Here is a 20,675-nt window from a genome sequence, read left to right as displayed (position 1 = left end):
GGGGGGCGACTGTCGATGCCCCCGGAAAGGCGAAACGCGAAATGGCCGCATCCACCCAACCGACACCCGCGCCCCTGCGCCTGCTGGTGGCCGACGACGAGCCGCGCATCCTCGCTCTTTTCACCGAGATCCTGGCGCCCCGGGACGACATCCTCGGCGGCCTCGACGGGCTCGGGGGCGCGCCTCCCGTATCCGACGAACCCCGGTTCGAACTGACGCTGTGCCGCCAGGGCGAGGAGGCTGTGGCGGCCGTGGTCGCGGCCAAACGCGAGCGCCGGCCCTATGCCGCCGCCTTCCTGGATGTGCACATGCCGCCCGGGCGCGGCGGTCTTTTCGCGGCCGAGGAGATACGGGCCCTCGATCCCTGGGTTCAGATCGTGGTGGTCACCACCTTCACCGACGTCGATCCGGCCAGCATCGCCGCCCGGGTGCCGCCGGCCGACAAGCTGCTTTACATCCAAAAGCCCTTCCATTCCCAGGAGATCCGCCAGTTCGCCACCTCCCTGTGCGCCAAATGGCGGGCCGAACGCGATTTCACGGCGCTCAAAAGCCACCTGGAGACCCTCGTTTCCGAGCGCACCGCCGCCCTGGCCAGCGCCAACCGCAAGCTCACCCGGGAAATCGAAGAGCGCGAACGCGTCACCAAACTCATCGTCACGGCCAAGCGGGAGTGGGAGGGCATCTTCGACTCCGTCCAGGACATGGTCGTGGTCATCGACCGCGAACGGCGGGTGCGCCGCCTCAACCTGGCCATGGCCCACCGCCTGGGCCTGTCGCCCCGGGAAGTCGTCGGCCGCGAGGCCGCCTTCGTCTTCGACCTGCCCGACCGGCCCGGCGAACGCTCCGGGGAAATCCTGGCCATGACCGACGGCCGCCACCATTCCCGGGAGATCGCCATCGCCAGGCTGCACGGGGAATTTCTCGTCACCGCCTCGCCGCTGTCCCATGCCGATGACGTCCCCATCGGCACCGTGTTCGTGGCCCACGACATCACCGAACGCAAGAATCTCGAACAGCGCCTGCGCCAGAGCCAGAAGATGGAAGCCATCGGCACCCTGGCCGGCGGCATCGCCCATGATTTCAACAACATCCTCGGCATCATCATGGGCTTTACCGAGATGATCGAAGGCGACGCCCCGCCGGACAGCCCGCTGGCCCGCCGCGTCGACCATATCCTGTCCGCCTGCCGCCGGGCCAGGGACCTGGTGCTCCAGATCCTCTCCTTCAGCCGCCAGAACGAACAAGGGGCCAAGCCCCTGCACGTGGCCCCCCTGGTCAAGGAAACCCTCAAGCTCATCCGGGCCACCGTGCCCAACTCCATCGAACTGGTGGACGCCGTGCGCCCCGGCCGCGACACCATCCTGGCCGAGCCCACCCAGATCCAGCAGATCATCATGAACCTGTGCGGCAACGCGGCCCAGGCCATGCGCGAAACAGGCGGCGTGCTCGAAGTGGGGCTGGAGGAGTGCCTGGGCGGGCTTTGCCCCATCGGCGGCGACGCGCCGGCCGCCGATTGCCTGCGCCTGTGGGTGCGCGACACCGGCCCCGGCATTCCCGTCGATATCCAGGAGCGGATTTTCGACCCCTTTTTCACCACGAAGAAACCCGGCGAGGGCACGGGCATGGGCCTGGCCGTGGCCCACGGCGTGGTGCGCAAGTACAATGGCGACATCAAGGTCGAAAGCGCTCCGGGGCAGGGCGCGACCTTCAGCGTCTACCTGCCCCTGGCCGATCATGCCGGCGAGGCGGACCAGGACGCCGGACCCCAGCCCCGCAGGGGTCGGGGACGTGTGCTCTTCGTCGACGACGAGCCGGCCCTGGCTGAAATCGGCCGGGAACTCCTCGAATCCCTGGGCTACGCCGTCCAGGCCGAAACCGATCCCCGGCAGGCCCTGGCCCGCATCCAAAAAGATCCCACAGCCTGCGACCTCATGGTCACCGACCAGAACATGCCGGGCCTGACCGGCGCCGACCTCGCCCGCGAGGTCCTGGCCATTCGCCCCGATCTGCCGGTGCTCATGCTCACCGGATTCAGCGAGACCATGAGCAAGGACGCGGCCCGGGCCATCGGCATCCGCGACCTGCTCCTCAAGCCTATTTTGCGCCGCGATCTGGCCGTCGCCATCGAGGCGGCCCTGGCGGCGGCGCAGGTGGAAGCGGCAGCGGGGGGAGGGGAAGCGCCGGGAGGGGCGTCGCCCCTCCCGGACCCTCCCGACCGGGGGGCTTGATGCCCCCCGGACCCCCCTTTACCGGGTTGGGATGACGGGTGGAGGTGTCGGGGGCTGGTGGGAATGGATTGTTTGTTGCCGCAATCGGCCCGGCGGCACGAGGCGCGTTGCGCCTCGACGCCGGACGCGATTGCGGCAACAACCGCGCCAGCGGCGAAGCGCCGCATGGAAGAGACGTTTGGGAAACTGAAGCGTTGACGCATCGGGCATGGAGCCCGTTGAAAGTTTTTGAAGGGGGTCCAGGGGGAAACTTTTTTCAAAAAGTTTCCCCCTGGCCGCCGGAGGCACACAGCGATGGACCGAACGCCAATCGGCTATGTGGCGTCCGTTGAGGGCGCGGAGGTTGTTGTGGTCTTGGACGCGGCCGTGGCGGCCGATGTCGGCGTGGGCGACATGGCGGTCATTGTCTCCGAGCGGTCCATGGTGTTCGGCCTGGTGCAGGCGCTTTTCACGCCGTCGCCAGGTCCGGAAGCCGACGGCATGCGCATGGCCCGCCTGGCGCTTTTGGGCGAGAGTCTCGGGGCGGAAACCGAAGAATTCACGTTTCAGCGCGGCGTGTCCATCAGTCCGAAGTTGGGGGCTGTCGTCCGGCGCGCGGTCACCGGGGATTTGGCCCGCATTTATGCCAAGCCGGCCAAGTCGAGCGTCCTGATCGGCACGCTGCACCAGGACGCGGACGTGCCGGCCTTCATGGTTGTCGACGATTTTCTGGGCAAGCATTTCGCGGTGCTCGGCACCACCGGTTCGGGCAAGTCCTGCACGGTGGCGGTGCTGTTGCGTTCGGTTTTGACCGCCCATGCTCACGGCCATATCGTGCTGCTCGATCCCCACGACGAATATGCCGCCGCCTTTGGCGACATGGCCGAATCGGTCACCACCGACAATCTGGCCCTGCCGTACTGGCTGCTCGATTTCGAGGAGATGGCCCAGGTTTTTTGCAGCGGCGAGCAGCCCTACCGCGAGACCGAGGCCAATATCCTCAAGGACTGCGTGCTGACGGCCAAGGCGGAGTTCATGCGCGGGGCCGGGCAGGACGATGCGGCCCTGACCATCGACACGCCGGTGCCGTACCGGCTGGCCCGGGTGACGGAGCTGCTCAAAACCGGCATGGGGCGACTGGACAAGCCCGAAAGTTCCATCCCCTACCTGCGCCTGACGACCCGCATCGACGCCTTGCGCCGCGACCGGCGTTTCACCTTCATGTTCGGCCAGTTGACGGTCGAGGATGGCATGGCCGATGTCCTGGCGCGCTATCTGCGGCTCCCGGCCGACGGGCGGCCGCTGACCATCTTCAATCTGGCCGGCGTGCCGGCCGAGATCGTGGATGTGGTGGTGTCGGTGCTGTGCCGGCTGATTTTCGACTTCGCCTTGTGGACCGAGCGCGGGCGCGGGGTACCGGTGCTGCTGGTTTGCGAGGAAGCCCATCGCTACGTGCCGCGCGACACGGCCGCCGCGTTCGGGCCCACCCGCCGGGCGCTTTCGCGCATCGCCAAGGAGGGCCGCAAGTACGGCGTGTCGCTTGGCCTGGTCACCCAGCGGCCGTCGGAGATTTCCGAAACCGTGCTGTCCCAGGTCAACACCCTCGTGTCGCTGCGCATGAGCAACGAGCAGGACCAGCTCTTCGTGCGCCGGGCCATGCCGGAAAACGCGGCCGGGCTTTTGTCCGCCCTGCCGGCGCTACGCACCCAGGAGGCGGTGGTGGTGGGCGAGGGCGTGCCCGTGCCCATGCGCATCCGCCTGCGCGATCTGGCCGATGGCGAGCGGCCGCGCAGCGATACGGCGCGTTTTTCCGAGGTCTGGTCCGCGCCGCGTAACGAGCCGGGCTTTATCGACGACACGATTGATCGCTGGCGAAAGCAGGTGCGTTGATGCCCCCGTTTCTTGTCAATCCCTGTGGAAGAAGGTAGGGGGCTGAAAAGAGAGTACCAAGGAGTCGTGTCCATGCGTGTTGTTTTGCCGGTCGTGGCGGCGTTTCTGGTCGTCACTGCGGCGCTTCCCACACTGGCCGCCGGGCCGAAAATGGCCACCGTGCCGACCTCGGCGACCGAGATACACGGCATCGCGCTGCCCGATCCCGTGGCCGCCGCCAAGCATGACGTGCGGCTGCGGCAGGCCAGGCAACGGTCCGTGGCCTGTCGCTACCCGGCGCTTATCGAAGACAAGAAGCTCTTGCGCCTGGTCAATATTTACAGCAGAAAAAACGGTCTCGACCCACGGCTCGTCTATGCGCTGATCGAGCAGGAATCGCGGTTCAACCCCTGCGCGGTTTCGCCCAAGGGGGCCCAGGGCATCATGCAGATCATGCCCGACACCCAGAAAGTGCTGGGACTAAGCGAACCGTTCGACGCGGAGCGCAATATCGCCGCGGGAACGAAATATTTGCGGTCTATGCTGGACCGGTTCCAGACCGAGGTCATGGCCCTGGCCGCCTACAACGCCGGGCCCGGGGCCGTGGCCAAGCACGGTGGGGTGCCACCCTACGAGGAAACCAAGGATTACGTGCTGAAGGTGGTGGACCGTTATTTCTACCTGCGCCAGCGCTATCCGGTGGAAGACCTGGATGCCATGCACAAGAAGCTGACCCTGACCGATGCCGCGCCCCTGGCCGGCGGACGGGAGAAACCATGAGCGAAGTCCTCTGGCCCGAAGCCGGGCAGCCCGCGCCGGATTTTTCCCTGCCGGACGCTTCCGGGCAGGTCCATTCCCTGGCCGATTTCGCCGGCCGCTGGCTGGCGCTCTATTTCTACCCGCGCGACATGACCAGCGGCTGCACCACCGAGGCCCTGGAATTCTCCACCCTTATGCCCCGCTTCGTCGAACTGGACGCGGCCGTGGTCGGCATAAGCCGCGACGCCCCGGCCTCCCATGAGAAGTTCATCGTCAAAAACGATCTGACCGTGCAGCTGCTGTCCGACCCGGATATGGCCGTGCACAAGGCCTACGGCGCCTGGCGGCTGAAAAAGGCCTACGGCAAGGAAGCCATGGGCGTGGTGCGCTCCACCTTCCTCATCGACCCCGAAGGCGTGGTGCGCCGGGCCTGGCCCAAGGTGGCCAAGGCCGCCGGGCACGCCGCAGCGGTCCTCGACGCCCTGGCCGGGCTGGCGCAAGGGTAACGCCCCATGTCCTTGTGCGTCTCGCGGCTCCAGTCGGGCGGGCTTATCGCCACCTACCAGTGTCAAAGCGCCTGCCCCCATTGCCTGTATCGGGGCAGCCCGGGCCGGGAACCCATCTACATGGACCAGGGGCTGGCCACGACTCTTTTCGCCAAGGCGCGTGCACTTGGCGCGGCGGCCATGCATATCGGCGGCGGCGAGCCCCTCTCCGACCCCCTGTCCCTGGCCGGCTTGCTGGCGGCCGCCGACGAGGCGGGCATGCCCATCGAATACGTGGAGACGAGCGGGGCCTGGTTCACGGACGCGGACGAGGCCGTGGAGCTTTTAACCGAGCTGCGCGCCATGGGCCTGGCCCGGCTGCTGGTGTCCATAACGCCCATGCACAACGGGTTCATCCCCTTGCGCAAGACGCTCGGGACCATCGAGGCGGCCCAGGCGGCCGGCATCGTCGTATTTCCCTGGCAGGAACATTTTTTGGAGGACATGCGCGCCTTCGATCCCGAGACGACGCACCCGCTGCGGGAATATCAGGAGCGCTTCGGCCAGGATTACCCGGCCCAGATTCTGCGCCGGATATGGATACATCTGGGCGGCCGGGCCTTCGACCTCTTCGCCCCGGCCCTGGGGCGACGTCCGGTTGCGGCCATCCTGGCCGAGGCCTCGGCCGACTGCCGGGCGGAACTCACCGACGTCGGCCATTTCCACATGGACCTCTACGGCGATTACATCCCGGGACTGTGCGCGGGACTGGCCTTTCGGGCCGACGACCTCGGCACGCCGCTCGACCCGGAACGCTACCCCATCCTCACCACCCTGGCCGAAACCGGTATCCGGGGCTTCTACGACTACGCCACGGCCCTGGAGGAGTACACGCCCCGGCCGGGAGGCTACGTCAACAAGTGCGAGCTGTGCCAGGATATCCGCCGACACCTGTCCGAACGGGGCTGGTTCGAATCCACGGAACTCTCCCCCGCCGAATTTTACGCGATGTTGTAGAGGAACCGGGGGGAACCCTTTCTGTAGAAAGGGTTCCCCCCGGACCCCCTTCCCAAATACCATGTTGGCCTCGACCCTCAAACTGGCTGATAGTGCCAGTAAATGTGCTCGTAGACACAAACGAGGCGAGGAGACCAACATGGCAGGACAAGCGTTATCCCAACTTCAAGCGTTTGTGGAGGCTTCACAAGGTCGATCTTTTTTTGTCGGATTGGATGTCCATAAAAATAGTTATTTTGTTGCGTTACGTCGGTTTGATGGAGTCGTCCACACCTTGGTGATGTCGGCGAGCCCGCAGGCTCTGATCGACAAATTGGCCGCGGTGGGCGTCACCGTGGCCATGGCGGCCAGTGAATCCGGGCCGACCGGATTCACCCTGTCCAGAGCGCTCACAAAGGCAGGGATTCCCAATCTCGTGGCGGCTCCCAGTCGGATTCCCCGCCCCGTGGTCTGGGGCGCAAAAACAGACCGGCTCGATTGCGTCAAACTGGCCGATTACGCCGCCAAGGGGATGCTGCGTCCCATCGCCGTGCCGACCGAGGAGCAAGAAGCCCAGAGGAGCCTGGAGCGCCGACGACACGATCTGGCCGACGACCTGCGTCGTGTGAAACTGCGCATCCATTCCCATCTGCTTTTTTTGGGCCTTACCGAACCACCCAATCTGAAATACTGGAGCAAGGTCGCTGTAGCATCCCTGCTTAAACTGCCCATGCATCAGGCTGCCCGGTATACGCTGGAAAGTTTTGTGCGGGAGATGCATGCCATCACCAGCGAATTGTCCCTCGTTGAACAGCAACTTGAGACAATTTGCCGCCAGGGAGAGCATGACAAAGTCATCAAGTGCCTGCGCACCGTGCCCGGTGTGGGGCCGCTCATCGCCGCGACCTTCCGTCTGGAGTTGTTTCAGCCGGAACGTTTCAGCCGGGCCGAAGAGGTGACAAGCTATCTGGGACTTGCCCCCATGGTGCGCCAGAGCGGCGAGAGCAAGGGCCGGGCCAGGTTACGGCCCGTGGGGCAGACCAAACTGCGAAGTCTTTTAGTGGAGGCGGCCTGGAAATGGCGCGCACACGATCCGAAGGCTCAGGCCTGGTATCACAAGTTGCTGGGGAAAAGCGGCCTGGCCCAAAAGGCCATCACAGCCTTAGCTCGAAAACTGGCCATCATTTTGTGGCGGCTGAGCCTGGAGAAACGAGCGTACCGATTTGAGGCGGTTATGGCGTGAAACGGCGGCGGGCGAGGATCACGCCGGCTCTGGGAAGCCCCGTGCTCCTCGCCCGCCAAGAGGGTATTGCAGCGCCAACAAGGACCTGTGGCAACGAGTAGGGAAGACTGAAAGCCTAACAGCCAACAATTTTTCGGATTGGTCGCGGAAAAGTCTGGCCGCATGGCGGCGTTTCTCAAATGGCGAAAATCCGAAAACTACCGAATCGGTACTTGGCGCTTCGGGCGCGAATAGGAAACGGGCGGTTAGACTGCGTCAGCCGGCTTGACTTTGGGCCACATAGGAAAGACTTTTAATAAAAATAATTTGTTACGGTGCAGCCTGCACCCATTGAAAACTTTAGGAAGGGGAGAGCGCGAGAGGGGAGAACCCTTTTTAAAGGGTTTCCCCTCTCGCATTCTCTTTCCCTTCTTAAGCTTTTTCCTTCTTCCAGTACGGGTGCGACAGGTCTTCGAAGGCCGAGAGGGCGGCGGTGGAGCCGTCGCCGACAGCCGTGACGATCTGGCGCGCACCGGCCGTCACGTCGCCGGCGGCGTAGATGCGGGGGATCGAGGTCCGTTTGCCCCGGTCGGTGCGGATAAATCCGTCCTTGTCCAGTTTCAGTCCCAGCTCTTCGGCGATGCCGGTATTGGGCTCGAGCCCGATGGCCACGAACACGGCATCGGTGGTGATTTCCTGTTCGGCGTCGTCGGCCAGGTTTTTCACCTTCACCGCCGTCACCTTCTTGTCGTCGCCTAGAATCTCCGTGACCACGGAGCCGAGCAGCAGGGCCACGCCCGCCTTGGCCACCGCGTCCTGGAGGTATTTTTCGGCCCGCAGCTCCTGGCGGCGGTGGATGACGGTCACGTCCACGCCCAGGTTCTTGAGGTGCAGCGCGTCGGTGAGGGCCGTGTCGCCGCCGCCGACGATGACCGCCTTCTTTTCCTTGTACAGATAGCCGTCGCAGGTCGAGCAGTAGCTGACGCCGAAGCCGAAGTAGCGTTCCTCGCCGGGCACGCCGAGCTTCTTCCAGGTCGCGCCGGTGGCCAGAATGAGCGCCTTGGCCACGTACACCGCCTTGTCGGTGTAGACCTCGATATTCTTGCCGACCTTGACCTCGTCGATGCCCTCGCCCTCGTGCACCTGGGCATAGCCGCGCGCCTGGTCGGCGATCATCTCCATCAGCCGTTTGCCCGGCACGTTGGCGAACCCGGGGTAGTTCTCGACCACGGGGGTGAGCGCCACCTGGCCGCCGATGACGTTTTTCTCCAGCACCACGGCCGAAAGCCCGCTTCGCGCGGCGTACATGGCGGCCGTCAGACCGGCCGGCCCGGCCCCGGCCACCACCACGTCCACCTCGACGACATCCGGCCCGCCATCCTCCAGCCCGTGGTGTCCGCCAAGAAACTCCTCGGCGGTCTTGAGCGTGACCAGCTCCGCCACGAAACGCTCCTCGGGCAACAGCCCCAGGGTCGAGAACTCGTCGTTGATGATGGTGTGCGGCACCGAGCCGATCTGATGCTGCTGAGCCAGCGCGACATGCTGGGAGGCGTCCACGCAGTCGGCGGACACGAGGTCCGGCCGCTCGATGGCGCAGTGGAAGGCATTGGCCACCTGGCCCGGGCAATACGGGCAGGACGGGTTGACGAACACCTGGATATGGCGCTCCTCGGTCAGTTCCTTGAGCAGCTCCCGGGACGTCTGCCCCAGGCCGCTCTTGCCGACCGAAATCCGCAGGATGGTCTCGATCAGCGTGCGCGCCTCCTCGCCGAGCGGCGCGCCCAGGTAGCGGATCTTGTACCGGTCCGGGGCCAAAAGCAGCGTCGGGGAGAAATCCACGCCGTGCTGTCTGGCCGCGTCGCTTTCCAACGTCTCGAATCTGGCCGTGATTTTGTCAGTGATCTCGGCCAGCTCCCGGCACAGGGATTCCATGAATCCGTTGTACGGGGTGTTCTGTTTCGGGTCGGTGAAAACAAGCAATTCCACCGTTTCCTGCATCGGTTTGAAAAACTTTTTGAGTTCCGGGATGTTGTCTTCCGGAATGAGTCGCTTGGGCTCGTCCTTCGCCGCCTTCTTTGCGTCCTTGGCTTTCTTGTCTTTATCACCGCCGAAAAGGGCCATGGTGCCGCTCCTTGAAGTCGAAATACGAAAAGGTTCGGCCATTATGTAGCGCAAGCCGGTATGATGCGCAAATTCCCGCCTCCCCTCCGACGGGGATGCGGCCCGTCCCAGGGGGCCTGGCATCCCAAGAAAGCGGGCGGCGACGATTCTCGGGAAACTCCGATTTTCTCCGGGACCATGGCCAAATAAAAAAGCAAGTTCATGCGCCAGGGCAGAATGCCCTTTGATTTCGCTTCGCGACAAATAATTGCGCAATGCTGCAAGACAAAGGCGCTTTGTTGTGCTATGTGGATACGATGTAAATAAGGTGTTGTCATGCTGTCCGTATGATGCATGGTCAGGTGGAAAAATCGCCAAACGTTAAATGTGGAGGATGATGATGCGAAAGAGATGTAGCATGAGAACTGCGATGGGCGCGGCGCTCGCCCTGGCGATGCTGCTGGTCGCCTCCGCAGCCCACGCCCAGAATACGTCGGCGGCCAGCCCGGAGGAAGTACAGAAAATCGCCGTGGATGCTTACATCTACGGCTATTCGCTTGTCACCACGGATGTGACGCGGATGCAGATGAGCAACGTGGACAAGGTCGGGGAAGTCACCGCGCCGACAGGCACCTTCTTCAATATCAAGGGCTATCCGCCGGCAACCTACCGGGGCGTTTCGGCCACCAATGCCGACACGCTGTATTCGGTGGCTTGGCTGGATTTGTCCGAGCCGCAGGTCTTCAGCCATCCCGCGATCAAGAAGCGTTTTTTCACCTTCGAGTTGGTCGATCTCTGGATGATCGTGAAGGACAGCGTCGGCACGAACACCAGCGGCGAGAAGGCGATGACCTATCTCTTCACGGGGCCCGGCTGGAAAGGCGAGGTGCCCAAGGGCATGACGCACATCAGCTTTCCGACGCGCTACATGGTGATCCTCGGCCGCACCTACGCGCTGAACACGCCCACGGACCTGGCAAAGGTGCATGCGCTGCAGGCGCAGTACAAGGTCATGCCGCTTTCCGCCTATGGCAAGCCGTATACCTTCAAGGCGCCGCCCGTGAATCCCAATCCGGGCTTCAGCATGACGGAAGCGCCGCAAAAAGCGATCGCCGCCCTGGGCACCACCGGCTATTTCAATTTGATGACCAAGCTCATGGCGGGCGCGGCGCCGGCGGTGCCTGAGGATGCGTCCATGATCGCGCGCATGGCGAAAATCGGCATCGTTGCGGGCCAGCCCTTCGATCCGGGCAAGCTCGATGCGGCCGCCCAGGCCGCGCTGCGCGACGTGCCCAAAATCGCCCTCGAAAAGATGACCGCCGCCTGGGAAGGGCTGGGAACGTCCGTGAACGGCTGGCGCGTGACGACGGTCGGCGGCCGCTACGGGACCAACTACCTCGAACGCGGCGCCTGGGCCACACGCGGCTGGCCTTCGCAGCTCCCCCATGTCTCGGTCTATCCGACGACCTATGTCGACGGCTCCGGACAGAAACTCGACGGCGCCAACAAGTACACGCTGACCTTCGCCAAGGGAGAGCTGCCGCCCGTCAACCCCCTGGCTTTCTGGTCGATCACCATGTACGAGGCCACGCCGACCGGCTTGTGGTTTTACCCGAACAAGGCGAACAAGCTGACCGTGAGCCCGCGCGACAAGCTCGTGAAGAACGCGGACGGTTCGGTGACGCTGTATTTCCAGCACGACTCGCCTGGCAAAGCCAAGGAAGCCAACTGGCTTCCCGCGCCAAAGGGCCCCTTTGCGTTGACGCTGCGGCTTTACTGGCCGAATACGTCGCCGCCTTCCATCTTGGACGGTACGTGGAAGATCCCGGCCGTGGTGCGCGTCCAATAGCCGCCAGGCGGTTTGCGGACACCGCGCCCGGACTGTTGCGGACCTGACGACAGCCCCCGCCGATGCGATGCGTCGGCGGGGGCTTTTGCGGTAAGCGCGTCCTAATAGAGGCGGGAGCCCTGCCGTCCCGTCGCTACAGCGTGAAGCCGCGTTGCCGCAGTCCTTGCTTGTCGGCCTCCAGGGTGCCGCCGGCGGTGGTCAGGTAGTCGCCGACCATGAGGCCGTCGGCTCCGGCGGCCATGGGGGCGAGGGGGGCGGTCGCGCCGTAGACGGTGGGCCGGCCGCCGCAGATGCGCAGATGGCGGTCGGGCAGCAGGAAGCGCAGCAGGATGACGATGCGGGTGGCTTCGTCGGGAGCCAGAGGCGGCCGGCTTCCCAGGGGCGTGCCGGGGATGGGGCTTAGGAAATTGATGGGGACGGACATGACGCCGGCTTCGAGAAGGGTCTGGGCCAGGTCGGCGCGGTCGGCCCAGGATTCGCCCATGCCGAACAGGCCGCCGGAGCAGACGGGGATGCCGAGGCGTTTGCAGGTGCGCAGCACGGCCAGGTTATCCTCGAAGCTGCGGGTGGTGCAGATGCGCGGATAGAAGGCGCGCGAGGTTTCGAGGTTGTGGTGGTAGGCGGCGAGTCCGGCGGCTTTGAGCCGGGCCAGGGCGTCGTCCGGCAGCACGCCGAAGGAGGCGTCGGCGGCCATGCCGAAAGCTTTGAGGCCGGCGATGGCGGTGGCGGCGTGTTCCAGTTCGGCCTGGGGCAGGGCCTTGCCCGAGGCGACGATGCCGAAGCGGGCCACGCCGGCGTCGTGCATGGCCTTGGCGGCGGCGATGATGCGGGCCGGCGCGAGAAAAGGGTATTCGGGCGCGCTGGTGTGGTGGTGTCCGGACTGGGCGCAGAAGGCGCAGTTTTCGCCGCAGCGGCCGGATTTGGCGCTGATGATGGCGCAAAGCGAGGCGGCGTTGCCGAGTCGGGCGCGGCGGATGGCGTCGGCGGCCTGGGCCAGGGCGGTGAGCTCGGGACCTTCGGCCCGGGGCAGGGCGGCCAGCAGCCGGTCGCGGTCGGTGTCGGAGAGAAATGCGCCGGCCAAAAGCGGGCGGGACAGTTCCTGGGGAAGGGTGGTTTGGTGCGTCATGGTAGTACCCGGGGGAATGCTTAAGGCTCGCCGGGAGGCTTGGCAAGTTGTGTCCAGCTTGCAATTTGCGTGGTCCTTCTGCATAGTTTCGGTAAGAGTGTCGGACTGCCTGCCGTCGGGGGAGGCGGTTGCGATGCTGTCGCGGATTCTTGATTTGTCGGTGGGAAGACCCATTGCAAAGGAGTGAGACGTGAAGTCGAAAATTCTGGGACTGCTGGTTTGCGGGCTGCTTCTGGCCGCGGCCATGGCCGTGCCCGCGTTGGCCGAGGATCGTCCGATGCCGGTGGTGACCGGCGAGCATTGGACAAAATCCACGCCCCAGGAACGCAAGGCGTTTCTGGTCGGCGCGGCGACGATCATCGAACTGGACCAGGAAGTGCAGGGCAAGCATCCGGCGAAAAACAGCACCATCGAGGCCTGGTCCGAGGGCCTGAGCCCCTATACGTTCGACCAGATGGTCGCCACCATCGACAAGTGGTACGCCGGACATCCGGACCAGCTCAAGCGGCCGGTGGTGTCGGTGATGTGGTACGAGATGGCCAAGCCCCATTGTCCGGTTGCCAGCCTGCCCACGGAGGTGTCCGAGGACGTCCAGACCAAGGCGGTCAAGACCAAGGCGACGCATGCCAAGACCAAGGCCAAGGCCGGCAACTAGCCGCCGCTGTCCGCTTTGTTCAAGGATAGCCGCACGATTCGTGCGCATGACAGGAACGGTGGGCCGGCTGCGGCCGTGGCCCATGGTTGCATAAAGGAGGACGCCATGAAGCGTTTGAGCGCGGTGATCGCCGCATTGTTGCTTGTCGGCGGTCTGGGCTGCACCAATATGACCAAAACCCAGCAGGGCGCGCTTTCCGGCGCGGCCATCGGTGCGGGCGCGGGCGCGGCCATCAGCGCCATCTCCGGCGGCAATGCCGGCATCGGCGCGGGCATCGGCGGCGCGCTCGGCGGCATCGCCGGCGGGCTTATCGGCCACAGCCAGGAAACGCGCGGCTACTAGCGGCGCGCTGGCGATAACGACGTACAGGGCCGGCGACGGAGACGTTGTCGGCCTTTTTCGCGTCTTTTCCCGGCCATCTGTCCGGTCCCGGCCCGAAGGGCGTATTGTTTCGGCATGGTGCAATACTTCTTTCCAATTTCTTCCCTGTCATGGTACGGTTGGACCCAAATCCATAGTCTCCCGCATCCCTGTGACTCGTCTTGGAACCAGGGCGTTTCCCGTGCCGGGCAAGCGCCCCTACCGTCCCCCCGGACGGCAATCAAGGAGGGCGCATGCGACTTCCCGAGCAGCCATGGACATGGATCGTCGTCGCGGCCGTGCTGATTCTGGCCGCCTCCTGGAGCGGCCCGGCCCCGCTCGCCGCCACTGGAGAGGAAGAGGACAAGGCCCCGGGCCGGCAGCTGGCCCGCAGCGCGGTCAAGGCTCCGGGGGCCCGCTGGACCACGGCCGACCACTCGAAATTCGAGGCCCTCAAAAAGGATTTCACCAAACCGGAGGAGGTCACGGCGGCCTGTCTGTCCTGCCACGACCTGGCCGCCGGCCAGATTCACCACACCATCCACTGGACCTGGATCTGTCCGGACTGCGGCGACGGCAAATCCATGGGCAAGTACGGCAAGACACTCAACAACTTCTGTATCGCCGTGCCGTCCAACGAACCGCGCTGCACCTCCTGCCACATCGGCTACGGCTGGAAGAACAAGGACTTCGATTTCGCCTCCAACGACCGCATCGATTGCCTGGTGTGCCACGACACCACCCACACCTATAAGAAATTCCCCACCAAGGCCGGCTATCCGGCCACCGAGCCCACGCTCTTTCCCGAAGACGGCGTGACCTACCTGCCGCCGGACTACAAGCTGATCGTGGGCAAGGTGGGCCGGCCCGACCGCCTCAACTGCGGCGTGTGCCATTTCTACGGCGGCGGCGGCGACGGCGTGAAGCACGGCGACCTGGACAGCTCCATGGGCGCGCCGAAAAAGTCCCTGGACGTGCACATGGACGTCGACGGGCTCAATTTCACCTGCCAGCGCTGCCACACCACCAAGGAGCACCAGATCGCCGGGCGGCTCTACACCTCGCCGGCCGCGCCCGAGCGCATCAGCCTCACCGAGGCCGACCTGGCCTCCAAGATCGCCTGCGAATCCTGCCACGGCCAAAAGCCCCACAAAAAGGACGCCAAGGCCAACGACCACACCGACAAGGTGGCCTGCCAGGCCTGCCACATCCCCCGGTTCGCCCGGGTGCTGCCGACCAAGATGTCCTGGGACTGGTCCACGGCGGGACGCATGAACGCCGAGGGCAAGCCCTTCAAGAAGAAGGGGCCCTACGGCAAGCCCGTCTACGACACCAAGAAGGGCGACTTCGTCTGGGAGAAAAACGTCGTCCCCACCTACCGCTGGTTCAACGGGGCCATGAGCAACCTGCTCATCACCGACACCGTCGATCCGACCCGGCGCGTTTCCGTCAACGCCCCGGCCGGTTCGCCGGACGATCCGAAATCGCGCATCATGCCCTTCAAGCGCCATATCGGAGAACAGCCCTTCGACCCGAAAAACGCCACCATGGTCGTGCCGCACCTGTTCGGGCCCAAGGACCCCACCGCCTTCTGGACCGGCTATGACTGGAAAACCTCCATCACCTCCGGCATGGCCTACGTGGACCAGCCGTTTTCCGGCGAGGTCGGATTCGTGGAAACGGAATACTTCTTCCCCACCACCCACATGGTGGCCCCCAAGGAGCAGGTGGTGGCCTGCGGGGAATGCCACAGCCAGGGCGGGCGGCTGGAAGGCCTGCCCGGCGTCTACGTCCCGGGGCGCGACATCCACGCCGCCGTGACCACCGTGGGCTGGGCGGCCGTCGTGGCCGCGATCCTGGCCGTGTGCGGCCATGGGGCCGTTCGCTTCGTTTCCCGCAAGAGGAGGAAGGGATAATGCAAAACGACGCCAACGCCGCCAAGGGCATGCTCTATATCTACACCCGCTACGAACGCTTCTGGCACTGGTTGCAGGCCGCCCTGATCCTGTGCCTGCTGGCCACCGGCTTCGAGGTCCACGGCACCTTCACCCTGCTCGGCTACAAACGGGCCGTGTCCGTCCACGCCTGGCTCGGCGTGACCTGGCTCATCGCCTTCGCCTTCTTCATCTTCTGGATCGCCACCACCGGCGAGTGGAAGCAGTACGTGCCGACCACCAAAAAGATGTTCGAGGTCATGCGCTTCTACGCCTACGGCATCTTCCTCGGCGCGCCCCATCCCTGCCCCAAGACGGCCGAGGTCAAGCACAACCCGCTGCAACGCCTGACCTACCTGGTCCTGGCCACCTTCCTGCTCCCCTTCATGATGGTCACCGGGCTCCTCTACTACAGCTACAACGACTGGGCCTCCCTGGGCCTCGGCGGCCTGAGCCTGTCCGCCGTGGCCCTGGCGCACCTCATCGGCGCTTTCGCCATTCTCGTTTTCCTGGTCGTCCACGTCTACATGACCACCACCGGCCATACGCCCCTGGCCCACGTGCAGGCCATGATCACCGGCTGGGAAAGATAGTAGAGGTAAGGACAATGAAGAGAATGCGAGAGGGGAACCCTTTTTGGAAAAAGGGTTTCCCCTCTCGCGCTCTCCCCTCCCAAAAACTTTTAATAATTACAGATTGGTATCGATAATACTTTGTAATCGTTAAAAGTCTTTGGAAGGGGGCCTGGGGGAAACTTTTCTACAGAAAAGTTTCCCCCAGTCTTTCTATTTGCGGAGCAACACCTCGGCGGCGGCGGTGGCGTCGGCGGCCAGGACGATATCGAGGCCTTCGAGCACGTCGGCGGGCAGGGTCTCGACGATAGGGGCGTTGGCCTGGGGCAGGACGACGGTGGTGATGCCGGCGCGTTTGGCGGCCAGGCATTTTTCCCGGATGCCGGCCACGGGGAGCAGGCGTCCGGCCAGGGTCATCTCGCCGGTTGCGGCCACGTCGCAGCGGGCGGGGCGGTCGGTCAAAAGGGAGAGCAGGGCGCAGAAGATGGTGACCCCGGCCGAGGGGCCGTCCTTGGTGATGGCGCCGGCCGGGAAGTGGACGTGGATGTCGGTTTTTTCGAAAAAATCCGGGGCGACGCCGAGGGCGACGGCGTGGCTGCGGATATGGCTGAGCGCCGCCTGGGCCGATTCGCGCAGCACGTCGCCGAGGGAGCCGGTGAGCAGCAGCTGCCCGGAGCCGGGCATGCGGGCGGTCTCGACGAAGACGATTTCGCCGCCGTGCGTGCCGACGACAAGGCCCGTCACCACGCCCACGCGGTCGCCGGCTTCGGCCGCCTCGCGGGTGAAGCGGCGCGGCCCCAGGAGCTTGGGGATGTCCGGGGCGTCGATGGCGGTCGGGGCCGTGCCTTTGTCCTCAAAGGTGAGCCGGGCCAGGCGGCGGCAGGCCGCGCCGACTTCGCGGGAGAGTCCGCGCAGGCCGGATTCGCGGGTGTAGTCGTCGATGATGCGGCCAAGGGCCTGGTCGGTGAAGGTGATGGAATCCGGGGACAGGCCGTTTTCGCGCAGGTGTCGGGGCAGGAGGAAGTCCTTGGCGATACCGAGCTTTTCCCGGTCGGTGTAACCGGGGAAGGCCAGGTTTTCCAGGCGGTCGAGCAGGGGGCCGGGCAGGCGCGAGACGTCGTTGGCCGTGGCGATGAACATGATGCGCGAGAGGTCGAAGGGAATTTCCAGGTAATTGTCGGAAAAGCGGGCGTTTTGCTCGGGGTCGAGGATTTCGAGCAGGGCCGAGGCGGCGTCGCCGCGAAAATCCGCGCCGATCTTGTCGATCTCGTCCAGCATGAAGACCGGGTTGGACACGCCGATGCGGGCCAGTTCCTTGAGGATGCGCCCTGGCATGGCCCCGACGTAGGTGCGGCGGTGGCCGCGCAGTTCGGCCTCGTCGCGAAGCCCGGCCAGGGACAGGCGCACGAATTCGCGGCCCAGGGCCTCGGCCACGGCCTGCCCCACGGACGTCTTGCCGACCCCGGGAGGGCCGGAAAAGCACAACACCGGCCCGCGCCCCGGCGAAGCGGCCAGTTTGGCGTCAAGGACCTCGCGCACGGTCTTTTTGAGCTCGTCGAGATTGACCGGCTTGCCGAGGTAGTGGGCGGCCCCGGCCCGGAGCGCCTCCACCGCCGTGCCCACGGTGGCAAATCCCGTGACCATGACGACCGCGGCGTCCGGAGCGGTGCGCCGCAGCCGCCGCAACAGCTCCATGCCGTCCAGGCGTTCCATTTTGAGATCCGTCACCACCACATCGGCCGCGAATCCTCCGGTCAGGATGTCCAGCGCCTCCAGGCCGTCGCCGGCCGTGCGCACGTCATAGCCCTCCTTGCCAAGGACATGGGCCATGTTCATGCGCGCGATTTCCTCGTCGTCGACCACCAGGAGCTTGGGCTTGGCCGCGCTGCGAAGCGCCCGGGCGGCCAGAAATTCCAGGATGCGCTCCTTGACCGCCATGAGCCCGTGGTGCCGCGCGTCCAGAACCTCCCTGGCCCGGGCGAGGTCGAGGGTGTCGCGGGTGCAGTTGTTCCAGGGGAGCTTAAGCAGAAATTCCAGATAGTTGATGCCGACGCCGTATTCGGCCACGGACGGATCGGTTTTTTCCAGGCGTTCCAGTTCGCGACCGGCGGCATCGGCGGCCTGGGCCGGCAGCCGGGCGTCTTCCACGGAGCGGCGCAGGGTTTCGAGCACGCCGTTTTCGGCCTCTGCGGTGTTCGGGGCGGCGGGCTCGGCCGGGCGGGATTTGTTGCGGAAAAACATGGCGTTCTCCTGGGGACCGGATGGGCCAATCTAGCGTCAAATCGGGCGGACGGGCAAATGCCCCGCGCCTGGCATCAGCGAAGCGCCTGTTGCGCATTGTTACGCTCCGGATGGCATGTTGCAGATTGCAACGCAGTGGCCGTTTTGACGGGAAATAACGTGGTTATGCGGGTTGCGGGGGGACGAAGCGATGTTGCGTTGCAGATGGCAACACTGACTGAGCGGTCAGTCAGTTTTTGAAAAATCAAATCTTATCAAATAAAAACGTATAGTTAGAAGAATGTTTCAAAATGGCACGCATCTTGTTCTTAAAAGCGCAATCCGGGCGCGAAGCCCACAACGCGAGGACAGGATGCACGACGCCGCGACCATGACGCAGGAAACCCAGATGCCGGCCGGACGGCCCCACCAGGTGCTGGTGGTGGTTCGGGGCGGCCAGGCGGCTGCCGCCTTGACCGAATACGCCCTGGGCGTGGCCGAGCGGCTGGGGCTCGGAATCCTGGCGGCCTACGTCGACACCCTGCCCCGGTTTGGCGACAGGCTGACGCGGCGGGAGCGCTTCGCCGCCGGGGCCGCCCACGACGCGGCCGCGTTCGCGGCAAAGGCGCAACAATCAAACATTGGCTTCGAGCATGTCACGGCTTCGGGCAAGGCGTCCGAGGCGGTGCTGGCCCTGGTGCACGGCGGCCGGCGCATCGATTTCGTGGTGCTCGATCCGGCGATTCGACTTGAGGATGTGGCCCGGCGTTCGCCCGTGCCGGTCTTCGGCCTGGATGTGGCCGAGGCGGACGGCAAGGGGCGCGGTCGCGGCCGCAAGATGCTGCAACACCGAAATCCTGGGAGGTTGTCCATGTCCGAGAGAACGCGCAAACGCAACGGGGTTCGTTCCATCATCTTCGGCATCGGGTCGGTGGCTTTGTACGCGGCGGTTTTCACCCATACCGACTGGGTCGCCAACCTGTCGGCCAAGGGCGGCCTGTACGCCATCGTGCCGGTCATCACCGTGTTCTTGTTCTCCTACGTGCACGGCAGCTTCACCGGCGCCTTCTGGTCGGCGCTCGGCATCGAGGCCTCCAAGGGCGCGGCGGCCAAGAAGCAGACGACCGTTTCGACCGAGAAGCGCAAGGACGGCCGCGCTGCCGCCCAGATCAACGCGTAGGCATTCTGCGGCGGCCCGGGACAGTCGCGGCCGCGTCAAGGTTTTCAAGGGTTTCAAGGGTTACGAGCACCGCAAGGGTACGGGAGGATAGGACATGCACGGCGCTGGCGAAATGATCACCTTCATCGACCTCAATATGTATTCCGTCGTTTTTCTTTTTCTGGTCGGCTTCATCGGCGGACTGGTCAGCGGCTTTATCGGCTCCGGCGGGGCCTTCGTGCTCACCCCGGGTATGATGAGCCTTGGCGTTCCCGGCCCCGTGGCCGTGGCCAGCAACATGTGCCACAAGTTCCCCAAGGCCTTGGTCGGCTCCATCAAGCGCTACCGCTACGGCCAGGTGGACATCAAACTGGGCGTCATCATGGGCCTTTTCGCCGAAATCGGCGTCCAGCTCGGCATCAAGGTCCAGACCTCCATTCTGGAGCGCTGGGGGCAGGCCGGCTCCAACCTCTACGTCAGTCTGGCCTTCGTCGTGGTGCTGTTGACCGTCGGCAGCTTCGTCATGCGCGACGCCATGCGCCTGGCCCGTTCCGGCGGCGCCGCGGGCTCGCCCAACCGCCTGGCCCAGCGTCTCCAGGCCATCGAGCTGTGGCCCATGCTCACCTTCAAGCGGGCCGGCGTGCGCATCTCCATGTGGTTTCTGATCCCGGTCTCCCTGGCCACCGGCATGCTGGCCGCCACCATCGCCGTGGGCGGGTTCATCGGCGTTCCGGGCCTCATGTACGTCATCGGCGTCACCAGCATCGTGGCCTCGGCCTCCGAGCTGGTCATCGCCTTCGTCATGGGCCTTGGCGGCACGCTGATCTGGGCCTATTACGGCATGGTCGACATCCGGCTCACGCTCATCATCCTCGGCGGCTCGCTCTTCGGCGTGCAGCTCGGCGCCATCGGCACCACCTACGTCAAGGAATACATGATCAAAATGGTCATGGCCATCATCATGCTCATCGTGGCCGTAAGCCGCTTTCTGGCCATGCCCAAGTACCTCAACAAGCTTTCCCTGACCAATTTCGCCGATTCCACCGTGTCCCTGCTCACCCAGACGAGCTTCGGCATCATGGTGGTGGCCCTGCTGATCGGCGCGGGCATCATCCTGGCCTCCATGTTCAAGGCCAGAAGGCTGGAAAACGGGGCCTAGCCC

Annotated in this window: 16 protein-coding genes; 13 read left to right on the top strand and 3 right to left on the bottom strand. The window is 64.8% G+C overall.

Features of this window, described 5'->3' with window-relative positions:
• Positions 1–41: 41 nt before the first annotated feature.
• The 6 genes from K9F62_01120 to K9F62_01095 all read left to right on the top strand — a co-directional run bounded on the left by K9F62_01120 (position 42) and on the right by K9F62_01095 (position 7,559).
• Positions 42–2,228, top strand: a complete 2,187-nt coding sequence (locus tag K9F62_01120; GenBank protein UJX41329.1) for a response regulator — start codon at positions 42–44, stop codon at positions 2,226–2,228.
• Positions 2,229–2,522: 294 nt separating this feature from the next.
• Positions 2,523–4,097: a DUF87 domain-containing protein gene (locus K9F62_01115; GenBank protein ID UJX41328.1), complete on the top strand. Its 1,575-nt coding sequence runs from the start codon at positions 2,523–2,525 to the stop codon at positions 4,095–4,097.
• Positions 4,098–4,169: 72 nt separating this feature from the next.
• The gene (locus K9F62_01110) at positions 4,170–4,856 is read left to right on the top strand and encodes a lytic transglycosylase domain-containing protein (GenBank protein ID UJX41327.1); all 687 of its coding nucleotides are present in this window, start codon (positions 4,170–4,172) and stop codon (positions 4,854–4,856) included.
• Positions 4,853–5,341, top strand: a complete 489-nt coding sequence (locus K9F62_01105; GenBank protein UJX41326.1) for a peroxiredoxin — start codon at positions 4,853–4,855, stop codon at positions 5,339–5,341. Before K9F62_01110 ends, K9F62_01105 begins: the two co-directional genes overlap by 4 nt.
• 6 nt (positions 5,342–5,347) lie before the next feature.
• Positions 5,348–6,337, top strand: coding sequence for a radical SAM protein (locus K9F62_01100; GenBank protein UJX41325.1), 990 nt, complete (start codon positions 5,348–5,350; stop codon positions 6,335–6,337).
• Between the two features lie 139 nt (positions 6,338–6,476).
• Positions 6,477–7,559, top strand: coding sequence for an IS110 family transposase (locus tag K9F62_01095; GenBank protein ID UJX41324.1), 1,083 nt, complete (start codon positions 6,477–6,479; stop codon positions 7,557–7,559).
• A 411-nt stretch (positions 7,560–7,970) separates the two neighbouring features.
• Here the strand turns inward: K9F62_01095 and K9F62_01090 are convergent, their stop codons facing one another.
• Positions 7,971–9,659 carry an FAD-dependent oxidoreductase gene (locus K9F62_01090; GenBank protein UJX41323.1) on the bottom strand — a complete coding sequence of 563 codons (1,689 nt, stop codon included), beginning with the start codon at positions 9,657–9,659 and terminating at the stop codon, positions 7,971–7,973.
• 397 nt (positions 9,660–10,056) lie between these two features.
• On the opposite strand from K9F62_01090, the gene K9F62_01085 reads away from it, so the two are divergent.
• Positions 10,057–11,487 (top strand): DUF1214 domain-containing protein, encoded by a 1,431-nt coding sequence (locus tag K9F62_01085; protein ID UJX41322.1) that lies wholly within the window; start codon positions 10,057–10,059, stop codon positions 11,485–11,487.
• A 133-nt stretch (positions 11,488–11,620) separates the two neighbouring features.
• Here K9F62_01085 and bioB read toward each other — a convergent pair whose 3' ends face one another.
• On the bottom strand, positions 11,621–12,613 hold the full coding sequence (gene bioB, locus K9F62_01080; protein UJX41321.1) for a biotin synthase BioB: 993 nt from the start codon (positions 12,611–12,613) through the stop codon (positions 11,621–11,623).
• A gap of 244 nt (positions 12,614–12,857) precedes the next feature.
• Here bioB and K9F62_01075 point away from each other — a divergent pair, with 244 nt between their 5' ends.
• The 4 genes from K9F62_01075 (at position 12,858) to K9F62_01060 (ending at position 16,155) form a co-directional block, all read left to right on the top strand.
• A complete protein-coding gene (locus K9F62_01075; GenBank protein UJX43094.1) occupies positions 12,858–13,268 on the top strand; it encodes a hypothetical protein in 411 nt (136 codons plus the stop codon).
• 105 nt (positions 13,269–13,373) lie between these two features.
• A complete protein-coding gene (locus K9F62_01070; protein UJX41320.1) occupies positions 13,374–13,610 on the top strand; it encodes a cell envelope biogenesis protein OmpA in 237 nt (78 codons plus the stop codon).
• A 272-nt stretch (positions 13,611–13,882) separates the two neighbouring features.
• Positions 13,883–15,544 (top strand): tetrathionate reductase family octaheme c-type cytochrome, encoded by a 1,662-nt coding sequence (locus K9F62_01065; GenBank protein ID UJX41319.1) that lies wholly within the window; start codon positions 13,883–13,885, stop codon positions 15,542–15,544.
• Positions 15,545–15,573: 29 nt separating this feature from the next.
• Positions 15,574–16,155, top strand: coding sequence for a cytochrome b/b6 domain-containing protein (locus tag K9F62_01060; protein ID UJX43093.1), 582 nt, complete (start codon positions 15,574–15,576; stop codon positions 16,153–16,155).
• 192 nt (positions 16,156–16,347) lie between these two features.
• On the opposite strand, the gene K9F62_01055 is transcribed toward K9F62_01060, so the two are convergent.
• Positions 16,348–18,375: a response regulator gene (locus K9F62_01055; protein UJX41318.1), complete on the bottom strand. Its 2,028-nt coding sequence runs from the start codon at positions 18,373–18,375 to the stop codon at positions 16,348–16,350.
• Between the two features lie 352 nt (positions 18,376–18,727).
• On the opposite strand from K9F62_01055, the gene K9F62_01050 reads away from it, so the two are divergent.
• Together K9F62_01050 and K9F62_01045 are read left to right on the top strand one after the other, a co-directional pair.
• A complete protein-coding gene (locus K9F62_01050) occupies positions 18,728–19,534 on the top strand; it encodes a universal stress protein (protein UJX41317.1) in 807 nt (268 codons plus the stop codon).
• A gap of 94 nt (positions 19,535–19,628) precedes the next feature.
• Positions 19,629–20,672, top strand: a complete 1,044-nt coding sequence (locus K9F62_01045; protein ID UJX41316.1) for a sulfite exporter TauE/SafE family protein — start codon at positions 19,629–19,631, stop codon at positions 20,670–20,672.
• Positions 20,673–20,675: the final 3 nt, after the last annotated feature.

Origin of the sequence: Desulfovibrio sp. JY, from assembly GCA_021730285.1 — a bacterium.
Lineage (GTDB): Bacteria > Desulfobacterota > Desulfovibrionia > Desulfovibrionales > Desulfovibrionaceae > Solidesulfovibrio.
Note: the sequence above shows the minus strand (reverse complement) of the source record. Positions and strands in the feature narration are given on the sequence as shown.

Excerpts from the sequence above, each read along its gene's own strand:
- K9F62_01120 (UJX41329.1), top strand. The coding sequence starts at position 42 with ATGGCCGCATCCACCCAACCGACACCCGCGCCCCTGCGCCTGCTGGTG.
- K9F62_01115 (UJX41328.1), top strand. The coding sequence starts at position 2,523 with ATGGACCGAACGCCAATCGGCTATGTGGCGTCCGTTGAGGGCGCGGAG.
- K9F62_01110 (UJX41327.1), top strand. The coding sequence starts at position 4,170 with ATGCGTGTTGTTTTGCCGGTCGTGGCGGCGTTTCTGGTCGTCACTGCG.
- K9F62_01105 (UJX41326.1), top strand. The coding sequence starts at position 4,853 with ATGAGCGAAGTCCTCTGGCCCGAAGCCGGGCAGCCCGCGCCGGATTTT.
- K9F62_01100 (UJX41325.1), top strand. The coding sequence starts at position 5,348 with ATGTCCTTGTGCGTCTCGCGGCTCCAGTCGGGCGGGCTTATCGCCACC.
- K9F62_01095 (UJX41324.1), top strand. The coding sequence starts at position 6,477 with ATGGCAGGACAAGCGTTATCCCAACTTCAAGCGTTTGTGGAGGCTTCA.
- K9F62_01090 (UJX41323.1), bottom strand. The coding sequence starts at position 9,659 with ATGGCCCTTTTCGGCGGTGATAAAGACAAGAAAGCCAAGGACGCAAAG.
- K9F62_01085 (UJX41322.1), top strand. The coding sequence starts at position 10,057 with ATGAGAACTGCGATGGGCGCGGCGCTCGCCCTGGCGATGCTGCTGGTC.
- bioB (UJX41321.1), bottom strand. The coding sequence starts at position 12,613 with ATGACGCACCAAACCACCCTTCCCCAGGAACTGTCCCGCCCGCTTTTG.
- K9F62_01075 (UJX43094.1), top strand. The coding sequence starts at position 12,858 with ATGGCCGTGCCCGCGTTGGCCGAGGATCGTCCGATGCCGGTGGTGACC.
- K9F62_01070 (UJX41320.1), top strand. The coding sequence starts at position 13,374 with ATGAAGCGTTTGAGCGCGGTGATCGCCGCATTGTTGCTTGTCGGCGGT.
- K9F62_01065 (UJX41319.1), top strand. The coding sequence starts at position 13,883 with ATGCGACTTCCCGAGCAGCCATGGACATGGATCGTCGTCGCGGCCGTG.
- K9F62_01060 (UJX43093.1), top strand. The coding sequence starts at position 15,574 with ATGCTCTATATCTACACCCGCTACGAACGCTTCTGGCACTGGTTGCAG.
- K9F62_01055 (UJX41318.1), bottom strand. The coding sequence starts at position 18,375 with ATGTTTTTCCGCAACAAATCCCGCCCGGCCGAGCCCGCCGCCCCGAAC.
- K9F62_01050 (UJX41317.1), top strand. The coding sequence starts at position 18,728 with ATGCACGACGCCGCGACCATGACGCAGGAAACCCAGATGCCGGCCGGA.
- K9F62_01045 (UJX41316.1), top strand. The coding sequence starts at position 19,629 with ATGCACGGCGCTGGCGAAATGATCACCTTCATCGACCTCAATATGTAT.